Genomic DNA, 14428 nt, shown 5'->3' on the forward strand with positions numbered 1-14428 from the left:
CTTAAATTATACACCAAAAGTGGATTCCTCGGAATCCACTTTTGTATTTGCAGAAAAAAAAAGAGCCATCTCGTAATAGAAATTACTTTCTATTTTGAGACAGCCCCTTTTGTTAACTTATTTAATTTTAATATAACTTTTAGAAACGTATCCATGAGATTTTCCAAAGCTTATTCTATAGTAATTTCCCTTTTCTCCAATTATTTTAACAGAAGAGTTATAAACTAGTTTTCCTAGTTTAGTGGATGTTAGTTTATATGAAGCTTTAACAAGTAGAGGTGATTTTGAAGTTACAACTCCAGTTTTTACAACTACAGGTTTAACTACTGGCTTAACTACTGGTTTTACAATTTCAACTACTTTTCCAGCATTAACATAAGCTTCAAATTTATTTATTACATCTAAAGGTACATAAATGCTATTTTCATCATAAGTTTTCCCGTCTTTAGTAATAAAAACAGTTACTCCATCGAAATCAACATCTGATGCATCAAAAACTCCCTTGTCTGTAAATCCATTAAGTTTTAGATTGTGACCAGATTTACTTATATTTAAAACTGGGTTATCCACATCTGCAGCATCAACAGAAATGGTTGCACCTAATTTTTCAAACTCAGTTTTTGCATTTTTAAATAATTTATCTGTAGTTTGTGACATATTTAAACCTGTTACTTTTTCTAAATATTTAGGAATATCTATGTTATTTACAAGTCCAGTTAATTTTTCAACTCCTGCAGGAGCGTAGCTGTATAATCCAACATCACCAGCAGTATGATTGTTACTAGTCCAACCTATACCAATTCTTTTATTTACAACATCTTTTAAGTTTCCAGCTTGAATTTGCGTGATCTCTTCTGCTTTTAAATCTTCAAAACTAAAGTATTTTTTTACTGATGTTTTAATAGTATTTTCATCTTTACCTTTAAGCTCTGTGCCTATCAAAGCACTAGATGCTTTAGCTTTAGTAAGTTTCACAACTGTGTCTTCAAAAGTGACTGAGGAGTAACTTTTTTTAATGTCCTCACCAAGCCCCACCATGCCAAGAGTACCACCACCAGTTCCATGATCAGATGCTGATATTACAACAGTATTTCCGTCCTTTTTAGCAAAGTCTAGAGCTGCTTTTACTGCTTTATCATAAGCTACTATTTCACTAACAATTTGAGTTGGGTCATTATCATGTCCTGCCCAGTCTATTTGACTTCCCTCAACCATTAAAAAGAATCCATCTTTATCTTTTGATAACGTGTCTATTGCTTTATTGGTCATTTCTTCTAATGTTGGTTGCTCCGGAGTTAGTCTTTCTCTATCTATATCTGGAGACATTGCTTGTGGGGCAAACATCCCCCAGTATTTAGAAGATTCTATTGAAGCCAGCTCAGTTTTATTAGTTGCGTAATCGTAACCCATATTTTTCAATTCTTTTACTAGGTCAATACCATCTTTTCTAAATTGCGTTTTACCATCTGCTGATAAACCCTCTGAACTTAATAGCCTATCTCCACCACCTAATACGACATCAAAGTCTCCATAAACCATTTGTTTCATTATAGAATTATACTGGCTTCTATTTGCAGCATGAGATGCATAATCTGCTGGAGTAGCGTGTGTAGCTTCACATGTAACTACAATACCCGTTGCTTTATCAGCTTCTCTTGCGGCCTCAAGTATTGTTGCTTTCGGGATATTGCCATCTTTTGTGCTTAAAGTACCAACATGCTTGTCCTCAGATTTGAAACCAGTAGAATAAGCAGTTCCACCTGGAGCAGAGTCTGTAATAGGGCCGTCTTGCCAGTAAGTTTGTACAAGCCCTGTTAATATTGAATCCATAGCTAAAGTATCATTTCCTGCAACTCCATCTTTTTTAAGATCATAATATAATCTTGCAAGGGTAACTGATTCAACGCTACACCCGTCAGGTATCATCATTATTACATTTTTAGCTTTTTTTACTTGTGTTACTTCTTGGGCGTTAGCAGTCCCTGAAAAACCTTGCATTGTTTGAAATAGTCCTCCTGAAAGCTGGCCAGCAATTAATGCGGTACTTATTAGTGCAACAATCTTCTTTTTAGATTTTAGCATAAGTAGTTCCCCCTAATAACATTTTTTTAGTTTGTTTACATTTAAATTGTACCTATTATGAAATGTGAATTGGTTATGAACATGTTAAGTTATTGTTAATCTAACCAACATAAGCTAATGTATACTCATATTTGCATAAAATCCTCCAGTGTACGTAAACAAACTGTTGATAAAGTTTTTAGCAACTTTCCAAATGGGCCTTCTAGTAATGCTTGTCCACCTTTTGACTATGTCAGCATAAGATATTATGTCAATATGACATTAAAAAAGAAAGGAGTAATTCTAATGAGCAGCAATACCACTACACCTCCAGAAAATTATATTCCCGAGGAGCTTATTTATACAACAGAATTAACATCCCTTGTAAAACCGATGTTATCAAGCCCTATAATTCGCGTTTATCAAAATTCTATCCCTTGGTTTGGTGAAAATCGTAATAATGCTACTCTGTTGTTTCTTGGAAAGATATTGGGAACAGACTATTTTATACACCCTATGAGCGACCTTGCAGCCGGAATTCCATGTAATACTGCAGTTGTGCTAATTCCATCCAATAGTGCCGGAAGTGCAACTACCGCAGCAGAGGAAAATGACCCAAATGCCCAATGTAATTTGAAAAAATTTGTAAAGGCTGGTGGTGTCTTAATTATAGATATGGGAGATAATTTATTATCCGGTGGCTATATTGCCCCCTGTGCCAAAGGTACACCTGATTTATTATTTCCAAATCCATGTCAAGATGTTACCTTGACTAAGAAAGCATTGAAGCACCCTTTTGCAAATTGTCCAATACAATTAAATAACAATAATATCGATATGCAGTGTGGATGCTCTGTATGTCACGGCAATCTAGAGCAAGGCATTACCTTGCCGCAAGACTCAACAGTACTAATGACAGCCACTTTTGATAACATTCAGAGAGCAGTTTTAGCAGAATATCGTATAGGTTGTGGCCATGTTATTTTAGATACTCTAACAAAAGAGTTTGTATGTCAACAACCAGAAGGCACTGGTCCATCCAACATTTTGGTAAACCTATTTGCATATGCCCTTTGCAAATTAGCAGTTCGTAAATAAGATTAAGGGTTTGTGATAAATTTATTATTAGTCCTTCCTTTTGTTTTTTATAGCAAAAGGAAGAACTTTTTAAAGTTATATTTTATATTTTTCAAGAGTATTTTTCTCAAGTATTTTAAAACTTTCCAAGCATATTGATATTTCAGTTATAATACACGTATGAATTTTAAAATATTTGGTTATGTTAAGCATATATTAAGATATCAGATAAGTTTTTTACGATGGAGGGGGAGTTTTTATGATAATAGAGTGGCTTAAAGGTTTTAATCCCATAATTCAGGCTCTTTTTGCAACATTATTTACTTGGGGTGTAACTGCTTTAGGAGCATCACTTGTATTTTTCTTTAAAAATATAAATAGAAAGGTACTAAATGCCATGCTTGGATTTGCAGCAGGTGTTATGATTGCTGCAAGTTTTTGGTCATTGCTCGCTCCCGCTATAGAGATGGCAGAGCAAACAAGTAAAACACCATGGGTACCTGCGGCGGTAGGATTCCTCTCAGGTGGTGCTTTTCTTTTGGCAGTAGATAAAATATTACCACATCTACATCTTAGTCAACCAATACAAAATGCGGAAGGGATTAAGACTAGTTGGCAAAGAAGTATCTTATTGGTACTTGCTATAACCCTTCATAACATACCAGAAGGACTTGCAGTTGGTGTTGCATTTGGAGCAGCAGCAGCTAATTTACCTTCAGCGTCATTAGTAGGAGCTGTTGCTCTGGCAATAGGTATTGGTATTCAGAATTTTCCGGAAGGAGCCGCAGTTTCTATACCATTAAGACGAGAAGGTTTTTCTCGATTTAAAAGCTTTATGTATGGTCAAGCATCAGGCATAGTAGAACCTATAGCAGGAGTGATAGGTGCTTTTGCAGTAATAGCTATGAAGCCTATTCTTCCTTATGCACTCTCTTTTGCAGCCGGAGCTATGATTTTTGTAGTTATTGAAGAACTAATACCTGAATCACAACAGGATTCAAAGACCGATATTTCAACTATTGGGGCTATGGTGGGATTTGTAATTATGATGATATTGGATGTAGCTTTAGGCTAATTTAAGATGATTCCTACTAGCACATCCTTTACCTTAGTTTTATCCATCATGATTGTAAACCCCTCCTTCCATTAACCGCTAGTTCAACTACTTTATAGGCTCCATTGTCAATTTCACCACATTCAATGGTTCCATCTCCTACTTCTGCAGATCTTATAGCACTCCTAGCTTCGTGTCCACCTACGCTTTTTATCACTAATTTAGGTACGAATAAAATTTAAATAGTAAGCTCTGAAATTACCCAGAGCTTACTATTTATTTACAATATTTATATTTAATTTTAATTTTATAATTAATTTAGTTATTATTATATTGTACGGCCAATCTAAAATTGTATTTCCAATATATTTTCCAACTCATCTACCATTTATTTGTTTAAGTTTATTAATTGTTACATTATTGTAATAAATGCATTTGGGTTCTCGTGTGCTGTACCAGTAACGGCATATCCGAAACCAATTGCAGCCATAATTACTGCAAATGCTCCACCATCACCTCCATTAATCTCATCTAATTCAGTAAAAGTTAATTCATTTAAACCATTGTTATATTTTAATTCCATAATATTTTAATTCTCCTTTTAGTAAATTTTTTTTCATTTTAAACCATTACTATTTATTTATATAATAAACTCCTGCGCCAACAGCAGCACCACCTGCTAAAATACCCCAACCAATAGGATTAGAAAATAAGAAAGCAGCTGTGACAGCTTCACCTGCACAACCCAATCCAGCTGTTACCGCAGTACCACCAACACCAATTAGTGCAGCACCAGGATTACCACCATTAATATACAGTAATTCATTTTCATTAAGTTCACAAAAAGTATTGCCCATTTAAAACATCTCCTTTTAATAATTTCCTAATAATATAAAAATATTGTTAACTATGACTTGAAATATACGCTCCTGCGCCTACAGCTGCACCGCCTGCCAAAATACCCCAACCAATAGGATTAGAAAGTAAAAAAGCAGCTGTGACTGCTTCACCAGCACAACTTAAACCGACACCAACACCTATACCACCAACCGTCATTAGTGTATCGCCCTTTCCTCCACCATTAAGGCACATTAACTCATTTTCATTAAGTTCACAAAACATATTTTCCATTTAAAACATCTCCTTTAATAATTTTCACTAAAAAACTTATTAACTAGATTTTGTTAGGGATTATTCCTGCATAAATATGAATTTCAACATTGTCAATTTCACTTATATATTTTGCATCCTGTATTGGTATACACCTAGATTTTTTTAATACTGTATGTACTATATTTAGATGCAAATATTTTATCTTTTGTAGTATAAATATATCATATTTTGCTATAATTTGCTATAATTAATTATTAATTGCATTAAATTCTAAAAAATATTAATACTTGTGAGGTATAAAATGAAAAATGTATTTAAAAAGTATTATTGTGTAAAGCAACATGACATGAAAGATTGTGGTTGTGCTTGTTTAGCAACGATATGTAAAAACTATGGACTAAAGTATCCAATATCTAAAATAAGAGAGGCATCTGGCACAGATAAAAAGGGCACAAGTGCTTCAGGAATAATAAAAGCAGCAGAGCAATTAGGATTTTCGGCTAAAGGGGTAAAAGCAAGTAAACCAGAAGATATATTTAGTGGGATACCATTGCCAGCTGTAGCTCATGTGATTATAAATAAAACACTATTACATTATGTCGTTATACATAAAATAAACGAAAATGAGATATTAGTTGCAGATCCGGCAAAAGGAATCGTTAGGTATAAACCATCTGATTTTTTTAATATATGGACAGGTATACTTATTATTATGACACCTACTGTTAAATTTGAAAAAGGAAACGAAATTAAGGGAGTATTTTCAAGGTTTTTTGATTTGATAAAACCACAAAAGGGATTATTAGTTAATATATTTTTAGCATCTGTATTAATTACCATATTTGGTATTTTAGGTTCGTTTTATTTCAAGTTGTTATTAGATGATATAGTACCTAATAATCTAACTCAATCATTACATATCTTTTCAATTGGATTTATTATTTTAATTACATTCAAGGTTATTACAAATGCTTTTAGAACTCAGCTTTTAATTCATTTAGGTCAAAGATTAGATATCCCATTAATGCTTGGATATTATGATCATGTAGTTAATTTACCAATGAACTTTTTTGGAACTAGAGAAGTTGGAGAAATAATATCCAGATTTAATGACTCTTCTAAAATAAGAGATGCTATTTCAGGAGTAACGCTTACTATGATGATAGATGTTTTTACAGTTATAATAGGAGGATTAATATTATATTTCCAAAGTCCCTTATTGTTTGAAATTACTTTAGTACCACTGGTTTTCTACGCAATAATTGTTGTTGTATTTAAAAATCGCATTGAAAAAGTTAATAGGGAAACAATGGAAAGCAATGCAAAATTAACTTCTTATTTGGTTCAATCATTAAGTGGGATAGAAACTATAAAAGCATTTAATGCAGAAAGAGAAGTTAACGCAGAAACAGAAAAAAGGTTTATAAAACTTATAAAAGCTGTCTTTAGAAATGGTTCTATAAATAATTTTCAGGTATCGTTAAAAGGTTTTGTAAAAGGAATATTTTCAATTGCTATACTTTGGATAGGAACATTACAGGTATTAAGTGGGAAAATAAGTTTTGGTGAATTACTAACCTTTAATGCCTTATTAGTATATTTCTTAGATCCAATAGAAAATATTATCAACTTACAACCAACTGTTCAAACAGCAATAGTAGCAGCTGAAAGGCTTTCAGAAATATTAGATTTATCATTAGAAAAATCTATCGATGAAAATAAAAAGATAGAGCCTGAATCATTAAAAGGTGATATAGAATTTAAGAATTTAGATTTTAGATATGGAACAAGAAGTATTACATTAAAAAATATAAATCTAACAATTAGACCAGGAGAAAAGATAGCATTAGTTGGTGAAAGTGGCTCTGGAAAAACTACATTAGCAAAATTACTAATGAACTTCTATCAATGTGAAAAAGGCGAATTGCTTATAAATGGATACAACATAAAAGATATTAATGTTGAATCATTAAGAGATAAAACAGCCTATATATCCCAAGAAGCATTTTTATTTAATGGAACAATAATTGAAAATCTATCACTTGGAAATCCATATTTAACATATGAAGAAATTATAGAAGCTTGTAAAAAGGCTCAGATATATGATTATATAAACTCAATACCTCTAAGATACAATGCTTTAGTTGAAGAAAATGGTTCTAATCTCTCTGGAGGACAAAAACAAAGATTATCAATTGCAAGAGCCATACTTAGAAAGCCTGAAATTCTTATTATGGATGAAGCAACAAGCAACTTGGATTCAATAACAGAAAGGGCTATTGAAAAAACGATCTATGAATTTAGTAAGGATATAACAACTGTAATAATTGCACATAGATTAAGCACTATTATGAGATGCGATAATATTTATATCCTAGAAAAAGGAGAAATTATAGAAAGAGGTTCACATACTGAACTTATAAAACAAAAGGGTAAGTACTTTAATTTATGGAGAGAACAACTTCCAGATAGTTATGCAGAAGAAATGGCAGCGGCTAAGGAGGTAGAGACAAATGAAGTTTAAAATAGAAAATTTGGATGAACTCAGTGACAGTAGACAAGTCATGGAGACAAAACCACATAAGTTCACAAGTATATTTATTTACATTTTATTAACAGTAATTATTTCTTTCATACTATGGGCATATTTTAGTGAAAAAGAAGTTGTAGTTAAAATAACAGGAATAGTACAACCTACTGAACAATCTTATGTAGTTTCTAACCCAATAGCTGGAAAAATAGAAGAAGTATATATGAAAAATGGACAAATCGTAAAAAAAGACGAGGTTTTATATAAAACAGACGATGCTCCTCTAAAAACGCAGAAAAACAAAATTTTAGGTCAAAGAAAGATCTTAACAAATGATATAAATAAATTAGAAAAGCTAAAGAAAAGCATTGCTGATAATATTAACTATTTCACGAGTAGTAAAGAGGAAAAAGAGTATTATTATAAATATAAAAATTATAATATTGGTAATAAGGTGTCAGTTGAAGATAAAACTACTTTAATAAACTCCAAAAATGATTCACTTAATCAAATAGATCATTTAGAAAAGTTAATTAACTCCATCAAGGATAATAAAAATTATAATGTGCAAGGCAGTATTTATAATGAGCAGTTTAATAATTATCAAATTTCAAGAAAATCTATAGATGATAAAATAAAACAATTAGAAATAAGCAAAAAAATATTACAAAATAAAATAGGGTCTGATGATGCTATAGTTCAAATTGATGCTGAAATACAAGATACTAGGAATGGACTCTCTAAATTAGAGAGCGATATTAAATTAGAGGTTGGGAAGTCAATCAATGAATTAAAAGGACAAATAAAAACTACTAATAGTAACATAATTAAATTTGATGAAGGAACAAATTTATCAAAAGAAAAAAATAAAATAACACTACTAGCTCAAATAGAAGGAAATTTAAATACAAATGATGAAAAGTTAAAAGAAGTAGAGGCTAGCTTGCAGGAAATCAATGAAAATATAGAAAAGTGTAAGGTTAAATCTAATATTGATGGAAAGCTTGATATTAAAGCTAATTTAGAACCGGGAGTAATACTTCAAACTGGAGCAGTAGTTGCTGATATTTTGCCTAAATCAAACGCTTATAAAGTTAAATTAATTATACCTGATAAAGATATTGGAAATATAAAGAATGGACAGGAGATTAAATATAGTTTCACTTCATTACCATATAATGAATACGGGTTTTTAAAAGGTAGTCTGAAAAACATAAGTGTTAATTCTCAAATGGATAGTGAAAAAGGTGTTGTTTTTTATAAAGGGGAAGGAACATTAAAAAATAATATTATGTATAGTCATAAAAATGAAGAAGCAATAATAAAACCAGGCATGACATGTGAAGCAAGAATAATTACACAGGAAAAGAATATGTTATATTATTTATTAGAAAAATTAAACTTTAAAGATTAATTTTGTAGTTAAAAACTCTCCTCATTAGATGATGTTTAATGTTATAATTTTTTTAGTGAATAAATCACAACTGTAGAATGTTATACTATATTGGGGGTGTAATAATTGTCGAAGAAAAAAAAGTATATCTCTAATACTACCTTTTCATGCATTGGAGCAATTTTGGGGCTTGTGATAGGTGCTTCTCTTGGAAATATTTTCATAGGAACGTTTAGTGGTATGATAATAGGATCCCTAATTGATATATTTAAAAGTAAATAAATGTAGTATCCATATAAAACACTATATTTATTATCTTATTAGTGTATCCTAAACATTGTCGTAAATATTAACGCCACACCACATAAATTATTTAGTTTTTTTTATTTTCTCTCTTGTTGCACAAGCTGTTCTTTAATAGGAAATTGTATTATTAACGACATTTTAATAAACATATAGTATAATCTAAATAGTATTAATTTAAAACAAGTTAAAGAATATAATAAGTTTGAGAGTGTGATATTATGAACTTTTTAAGAAACATAGAAAAAGGAACTTTAAGTATTAAAAAAATAACGATAACAAAAGCATTTTTTATAATGATTCTAACAGTTTTGTTAGAATCATTAGGACAAATACCTATAGTTATTATCAATATACTTTCTAAAGAATATTCAACTACATTACCTTATATAGACTTTGTAGCAGATGTAATAGTTAAATACTTTGTTATTAGTCTTTTATTAAAATTGTATAGTAAAATATCTTATGATATACCCCGCAAACAAGGTATAGATAGGAAAAAATTTATTAGTGTTGCTGTAATTATTATAGGTTTTCGTTTAGCGTACGATAATAGCTTAATTTACCTAGTTAATAAGATACCTATGCCCGATTTTATTAGTCAAGCCTTTGGAGAAATGTCTATTTCACCTATTATTCTAATACTTTCAATTGCGGTTATAGCACCTATATATGAGGAAGTCATTTTTAGGGGGATATTGCTAAAGGGTATGGCAAATAAAATGGATCCAAACTTAGCACTTATAATATCCGCCTTTATTTTTGCATTAGTTCATATGAATATTCCCCAGGGCATAAATGCATTTTTATTAGGATTAATTATTGGAGCTATATATTTAAGCTCGAATTCAATATATTTATGTATATTTGCACACTTTATAAATAATTCTGTTGGGATTACACTTTCAGGATCCTTACAATTATTAAGCGGAAAGTATTCCATGATGACTCATGGTATATTATTTCTTGTAGGGATTACAATTTTAATTTTTGCTTATAGATGGTACACCCTAAAGAAACCAGAAGAACAGTTAGATATATACAAACAATTTATAGAAAGATAATAAGCTAAACTAATCCTTGAAGAACAAGGAGAATGGAGTAATATTAAATGTTTCAATCACACTTAGGAGAAATTGCTGCCCTTGCAACTGCATTATGTTGGACAATTACTGCTGTATCATTTGAAGCCGCTGGAAAAAAAGTCGGATCGATATCTGTAAATTTAATAAGACTCATTATCGCATTTGTATTAATATCGATTTATAATTTATTCTCTAGAGGAATGATTTTGCCAATAGATGCTTCCAGTTCTACCTGGTTATGGTTAACATTTTCAGGAATAATTGGTTTTGTTATAGGAGATCTATTTTTGTTTCAGGCATATGTTGAGGTTGGCGCACGTATATCAATGTTAATTATGTCAACGGTACCACCAATAACAGCAATTGCAGGATTCCTTATTATGGGTGAAAAAATTACGTTGCTAGGAATTACGGGTATGATAATAACTATTGTTGGTATCGCTCTCGTAATACTAACTAAAAATCCAAGTAATAAAAAAGTAAAGTTATCTCATCCGATTAAGGGATTATCATATGCTTTTATAGGTGCATTAGGACAAGCTTTTGGTCTTGTTTTTAGTAAGTTTGGAATGGGTTCATATGATCCGTTTGCTGCAACTCAAATTAGAATAATAGCAGCAATTATTGGGTTTTCAATTGTCATTTCTGTATTAAAGAAGTGGGGTGAGTTAGTTGTTGCGGTTAAAGATAGGAGGGCAATGAAATACATTTCTATTGGTTCACTATTTGGTCCATTTGTAGGGGTATCCCTCTCATTACTCGCTGTTCAACATGCCTCAACTGGAGTAGTTTCAACAATAACATCAATAACTCCAATACTGCTAATCCCTGTTTCAATTATTGTATTTAAAGAAAGAATTTTCTCAAGAGAAATATTTGGAGCAATTATAACTTTGTTAGGTATTTCACTTTTATTTATATAAGTTTAAATTAATATACTGCATATTCTATTTTGCTTTTATAAATTGTATATGTTATATACATCTCAATATTAGCGCTTTTTTGTTTTAACACATAGACGTTATTTGGATTTTCACTATCATTAAGCCACGAAATCAAGTTGCTCCTGTCATTATCATTAAGCATTAACACAACATCTTTTCCACTAACAAAAATTATATTAACTGTTTTCAATATAATCACATCCTCTCCTATAGATAAACATTCTGTATAAAATACTTTAGCAGTCATCAGGAACATTATCAAAGTTTGGAATAAGTAGTTTATTAAAGCTAGAAGTTAGGGCTACTGTAGTAGCTTTTTTTATTTTAAGTTCAATTTCATCAATCCCTCTGGATCTAATATAGATGATAAGAACATCATCTTCACTTGTAGTCCTTACATTAATAAATCCTCTGTCATCCAAATAGAAAAGAGCTGCAACTATCTCACACTTCTTTACACCTAAGACTTTGTATTCTTGCCTTGTAATATTTCTGTAAGTGCAAATACAAAATAAATTTTCATATAGCTCAAATAAAATTTGAGTTCTAATTAAATCTCTTTCTATCTGAAGCATAAATTAAACACCTACCTTTGATTAATCCATTGAGTGAAGGTTAGTTTCGACCATTCGCCTGCAGGCTCAGGGGCGTACCCAGGATTAAATGGAAACTCATGAATAATTGGTACAACTGACAGAAATGGCGGGCCAATATCAAGCGGTGCTTTTATGATTTCTAGACCGCCCACCACAGGTCCGCTAATACTCCAAGCTACAATCCTCCCATCTCTATCTAATAGATTAGTACCTCTTAATCCGCCAATCCATATTCTAGTTTTTTTTGACCAAACATAATTATTATTTATATATGCTACCCATTTTAAATCATTATTAAATACATTACTATATTCTAATAACCAACCAACAAAGTTAGCTTTTTTGTCATATAAAGGATCCATTATTTCCAATATTAACTGAACCTCCAGTGATTTATTCTCTATTTATAACAGGTATGAGCAAATCCTCAAATACATTTGAAAGTACAAATTTACCAGTTTCAGTAAAATAATTTTCCACTTCCTCAATACCACGGCCTAAAACAAAAGCAGAAACTGTTTTATCTCTTTCTATGTTAAAAAAATCCATCTTTTATAGAAGATGAAATAAAGAGCTGCAATTATTTCAACTCTAGAACCACTCGGAATCTCATAATCAATATTACTGCACACTTCATAGCCATAGGTAAAAAAATCTCTATACAACTGAAATAATACGGTATATCTAAGCAATCTACGTTTTTCAAATATTAACAAATCCATAAAACACCTCATACAATTATTTATTTAGGCATCTAACTAGTTTTTTTTGGAGGCACCTTATACATAATATGCAAATTGTATATAAGGTGCATCCTTGAATATAGTAGATTAATGCCCAACTTTTAAATAACAAAAACCTATAAGGCACAATATACTGTATAGTAAATACGTAAATACTTTAAGGAGTTATTTTTTATTAAGGATTCACACCGATGCCAAAGGGTGTAGACCCTACCGTAACAGTAGCTATGACGGAATTCGAAAATCCACTAATGACCGAGACACTGTCACCAAAAACATTTGCTACATATATTTTATTAGTTAAAGAATCAACGCCTATGCCACTTGGATTACTGCCTACAGGAACAGTTGCTAGGGTGGTATTGGTATCTCCGTCAATGACTGAGACATTGTTATCATTAACGTTTGTCACGTAAATTCTGTTAGTTGTAGAATTCACATCTACACCACGTGGGAAAGCTCCTACTATTACAGTAGTTATGACAGTATTTGAAGCCCCATCAATGATTGATACAAAGTTGCTTAAAGAGTTTGCGACATAAATTCCATTGGTTAAAGGATTTACACCTATTCCAAATGGTCTAATCCCTACTGGAATAGTTGCTATTACGGTATTTGTAGCCCCATTAATAACCGAGACATTATTACTAATATAATTAGTTACATAAATTCGGTTTGTTATAGGATTTACGTTTAAGACGAATGGGTTAGTTCCTACTGTAACCGTCGCTATAACAGTATTGGTACCTCCATCAATAACCGAAACAGTACTACTTGTAGAGTTTGCTACATAAATTCGATTAGTTGTAGGATTTACAGTAACTCCTTGCGGGGCAACCCCTACCGGTACAGTTGCAATAACAGTATTCGTAGCCCCATCAATGACCGAAACATTATCGCTATTATTGTTTGCCACATAAATTCGATTAGTTGTAGGATTTACATCTATACCACGTGGTGTAGTACCTACTATTACAGTAGCTACGACGGTATTATTTGCGTCAATCACGGAGACATCGTTACTGACAACATTTGTAACATAAATTAGATTTGTAGAAGTAGGCAATATAGATCCTGCAGGTCCCTGAGTTCCTTGAGGTCCTTGTTGTCCTTGAGGCCCCTGCTCTCCTTGATATCCACGATATCCTTGATGCCCTTGAGACCCAGGAAATCCCTGTTGTCCTAGTTGCAGTGGTACCCATATTCTCCCAGTATCTCGATAAAGAATACCATGATCAATATCTAAAAAAAGGCTACCTTTAATCTTTGCTGCAGGTCTATTAAAAAAAGGGCCTACTTGTATAGAAGGTGTATCTCCTGCATTAATAACAAAAGAAAGGTCGGCATTTTTAGTATTTGTATCATCTTTATCATTAAACTTATTTATAGTCAAGTTATCTACCCCTATATATTATTTTTATGATCGAATTGTGATAATGTCTTATTATACCGAATTTGATTATGTCCCAAAAGGACTATAGTATAATAAAACCTCATGACTAAGAAATGAGGTGGACAAAATCAGAAAG

General features: G+C 31.6%; 18 protein-coding genes. 7 read left to right on the plus strand and 11 right to left on the minus strand.

The window, feature by feature from the left end; translation table 11 throughout:
• Positions 1-117: 117 nt before the first annotated feature.
• The gene (locus KPL37_RS17405) at positions 118-2082 is read right to left on the minus strand and encodes an alkaline phosphatase (RefSeq protein WP_216151311.1); all 1965 of its coding nucleotides are present in this window, start codon (positions 2080-2082) and stop codon (positions 118-120) included.
• Positions 2083-2367: 285 nt separating this feature from the next.
• Between KPL37_RS17405 and KPL37_RS17410 the strand changes: the two genes are divergently transcribed.
• Complete coding sequence (locus KPL37_RS17410) at positions 2368-3159, plus strand: hypothetical protein (RefSeq protein WP_216151312.1); 792 nt, start codon at positions 2368-2370, stop codon at positions 3157-3159.
• Positions 3160-3397: 238 nt separating this feature from the next.
• A complete protein-coding gene (locus KPL37_RS17415; protein WP_216151313.1) occupies positions 3398-4213 on the plus strand; it encodes a ZIP family metal transporter in 816 nt (271 codons plus the stop codon).
• A 46-nt stretch (positions 4214-4259) separates the two neighbouring features.
• Here the strand turns inward: KPL37_RS17415 and KPL37_RS17420 are convergent, their stop codons facing one another.
• The 4 genes from KPL37_RS17420 to KPL37_RS17435 form a co-directional block, all read right to left on the minus strand.
• Positions 4260-4409 (minus strand): DUF6938 domain-containing protein, encoded by a 150-nt coding sequence (locus tag KPL37_RS17420; protein ID WP_216151315.1) that lies wholly within the window; start codon positions 4407-4409, stop codon positions 4260-4262.
• A gap of 195 nt (positions 4410-4604) precedes the next feature.
• Positions 4605-4775, minus strand: a complete 171-nt coding sequence (locus tag KPL37_RS17425) for a hypothetical protein (protein ID WP_216151316.1) — start codon at positions 4773-4775, stop codon at positions 4605-4607.
• Positions 4776-4824: 49 nt separating this feature from the next.
• The gene (locus KPL37_RS17430; protein ID WP_216151317.1) at positions 4825-5049 is read right to left on the minus strand and encodes a hypothetical protein; all 225 of its coding nucleotides are present in this window, start codon (positions 5047-5049) and stop codon (positions 4825-4827) included.
• Between the two features lie 46 nt (positions 5050-5095).
• Complete coding sequence (locus KPL37_RS17435; RefSeq protein ID WP_216151318.1) at positions 5096-5323, minus strand: hypothetical protein; 228 nt, start codon at positions 5321-5323, stop codon at positions 5096-5098.
• Between the two features lie 283 nt (positions 5324-5606).
• Between KPL37_RS17435 and KPL37_RS17440 the strand changes: the two genes are divergently transcribed.
• From KPL37_RS17440 to KPL37_RS17460, 5 genes are all read left to right on the plus strand, one after another.
• Positions 5607-7829 carry a peptidase domain-containing ABC transporter gene (locus KPL37_RS17440; RefSeq protein ID WP_216151319.1) on the plus strand — a complete coding sequence of 741 codons (2223 nt, stop codon included), beginning with the start codon at positions 5607-5609 and terminating at the stop codon, positions 7827-7829.
• Positions 7819-9249 (plus strand): beta-barrel domain-containing protein, encoded by a 1431-nt coding sequence (locus tag KPL37_RS17445; protein WP_216151321.1) that lies wholly within the window; start codon positions 7819-7821, stop codon positions 9247-9249. The genes KPL37_RS17440 and KPL37_RS17445 overlap by 11 nt, the downstream gene beginning before the upstream one ends.
• A gap of 105 nt (positions 9250-9354) precedes the next feature.
• The gene (locus tag KPL37_RS17450; RefSeq protein WP_216151323.1) at positions 9355-9510 is read left to right on the plus strand and encodes a hypothetical protein; all 156 of its coding nucleotides are present in this window, start codon (positions 9355-9357) and stop codon (positions 9508-9510) included.
• Positions 9511-9752: 242 nt separating this feature from the next.
• Positions 9753-10595, plus strand: coding sequence for a CPBP family intramembrane glutamic endopeptidase (locus tag KPL37_RS17455; RefSeq protein WP_216151324.1), 843 nt, complete (start codon positions 9753-9755; stop codon positions 10593-10595).
• Between the two features lie 47 nt (positions 10596-10642).
• Entirely contained in the window at positions 10643-11539 is an 897-nt protein-coding gene (locus tag KPL37_RS17460; protein WP_216151326.1) for a DMT family transporter, read from the plus strand.
• 7 nt (positions 11540-11546) lie between these two features.
• Here the strand turns inward: KPL37_RS17460 and KPL37_RS17465 are convergent, their stop codons facing one another.
• From KPL37_RS17465 to KPL37_RS17490, 6 genes are all read right to left on the minus strand, one after another.
• On the minus strand, positions 11547-11750 hold the full coding sequence (locus KPL37_RS17465; RefSeq protein WP_216151327.1) for a hypothetical protein: 204 nt from the start codon (positions 11748-11750) through the stop codon (positions 11547-11549).
• Positions 11751-11796: 46 nt separating this feature from the next.
• Entirely contained in the window at positions 11797-12135 is a 339-nt protein-coding gene (locus tag KPL37_RS17470; RefSeq protein WP_216151329.1) for a hypothetical protein, read from the minus strand.
• 11 nt (positions 12136-12146) lie between these two features.
• Entirely contained in the window at positions 12147-12518 is a 372-nt protein-coding gene (locus KPL37_RS17475; RefSeq protein WP_425514047.1) for a 4-fold beta flower protein, read from the minus strand.
• 31 nt (positions 12519-12549) lie between these two features.
• Positions 12550-12705 carry a hypothetical protein gene (locus KPL37_RS17480; protein WP_216151331.1) on the minus strand — a complete coding sequence of 52 codons (156 nt, stop codon included), beginning with the start codon at positions 12703-12705 and terminating at the stop codon, positions 12550-12552.
• Complete coding sequence (locus tag KPL37_RS17485; RefSeq protein WP_216151332.1) at positions 12687-12878, minus strand: hypothetical protein; 192 nt, start codon at positions 12876-12878, stop codon at positions 12687-12689. The genes KPL37_RS17480 and KPL37_RS17485 overlap by 19 nt, the downstream gene beginning before the upstream one ends.
• Before the next feature lie 196 nt (positions 12879-13074).
• The gene (locus tag KPL37_RS17490) at positions 13075-14292 is read right to left on the minus strand and encodes a beta-propeller fold lactonase family protein (protein ID WP_246578354.1); all 1218 of its coding nucleotides are present in this window, start codon (positions 14290-14292) and stop codon (positions 13075-13077) included.
• Between the last annotated feature and the right edge of the window lie 136 nt (positions 14293-14428).

The sequence above is a fragment of the Clostridium frigoris genome, from assembly GCF_018861865.1.
Classification (GTDB): domain Bacteria; phylum Bacillota; class Clostridia; order Clostridiales; family Clostridiaceae; genus Clostridium_AD; species Clostridium_AD frigoris.

What these genes read in the sequence shown, in the direction of transcription:
- KPL37_RS17405 (WP_216151311.1), bottom strand. Translation starts at nt 2,082, where the DNA reads ATGCTAAAATCTAAAAAGAAGATTGTTGCACTAATAAGTACCGCATTA.
- KPL37_RS17410 (WP_216151312.1), top strand. Translation starts at nt 2,368, where the DNA reads ATGAGCAGCAATACCACTACACCTCCAGAAAATTATATTCCCGAGGAG.
- KPL37_RS17415 (WP_216151313.1), top strand. Translation starts at nt 3,398, where the DNA reads ATGATAATAGAGTGGCTTAAAGGTTTTAATCCCATAATTCAGGCTCTT.
- KPL37_RS17425 (WP_216151316.1), bottom strand. Translation starts at nt 4,775, where the DNA reads ATGGAATTAAAATATAACAATGGTTTAAATGAATTAACTTTTACTGAA.
- KPL37_RS17430 (WP_216151317.1), bottom strand. Translation starts at nt 5,049, where the DNA reads ATGGGCAATACTTTTTGTGAACTTAATGAAAATGAATTACTGTATATT.
- KPL37_RS17435 (WP_216151318.1), bottom strand. Translation starts at nt 5,323, where the DNA reads ATGGAAAATATGTTTTGTGAACTTAATGAAAATGAGTTAATGTGCCTT.
- KPL37_RS17440 (WP_216151319.1), top strand. Translation starts at nt 5,607, where the DNA reads ATGAAAAATGTATTTAAAAAGTATTATTGTGTAAAGCAACATGACATG.
- KPL37_RS17445 (WP_216151321.1), top strand. Translation starts at nt 7,819, where the DNA reads ATGAAGTTTAAAATAGAAAATTTGGATGAACTCAGTGACAGTAGACAA.
- KPL37_RS17455 (WP_216151324.1), top strand. Translation starts at nt 9,753, where the DNA reads ATGAACTTTTTAAGAAACATAGAAAAAGGAACTTTAAGTATTAAAAAA.
- KPL37_RS17460 (WP_216151326.1), top strand. Translation starts at nt 10,643, where the DNA reads ATGTTTCAATCACACTTAGGAGAAATTGCTGCCCTTGCAACTGCATTA.
- KPL37_RS17470 (WP_216151329.1), bottom strand. Translation starts at nt 12,135, where the DNA reads ATGCTTCAGATAGAAAGAGATTTAATTAGAACTCAAATTTTATTTGAG.
- KPL37_RS17475 (WP_425514047.1), bottom strand. Translation starts at nt 12,518, where the DNA reads ATGGATCCTTTATATGACAAAAAAGCTAACTTTGTTGGTTGGTTATTA.
- KPL37_RS17480 (WP_216151331.1), bottom strand. Translation starts at nt 12,705, where the DNA reads ATGGATTTTTTTAACATAGAAAGAGATAAAACAGTTTCTGCTTTTGTT.
- KPL37_RS17485 (WP_216151332.1), bottom strand. Translation starts at nt 12,878, where the DNA reads ATGGATTTGTTAATATTTGAAAAACGTAGATTGCTTAGATATACCGTA.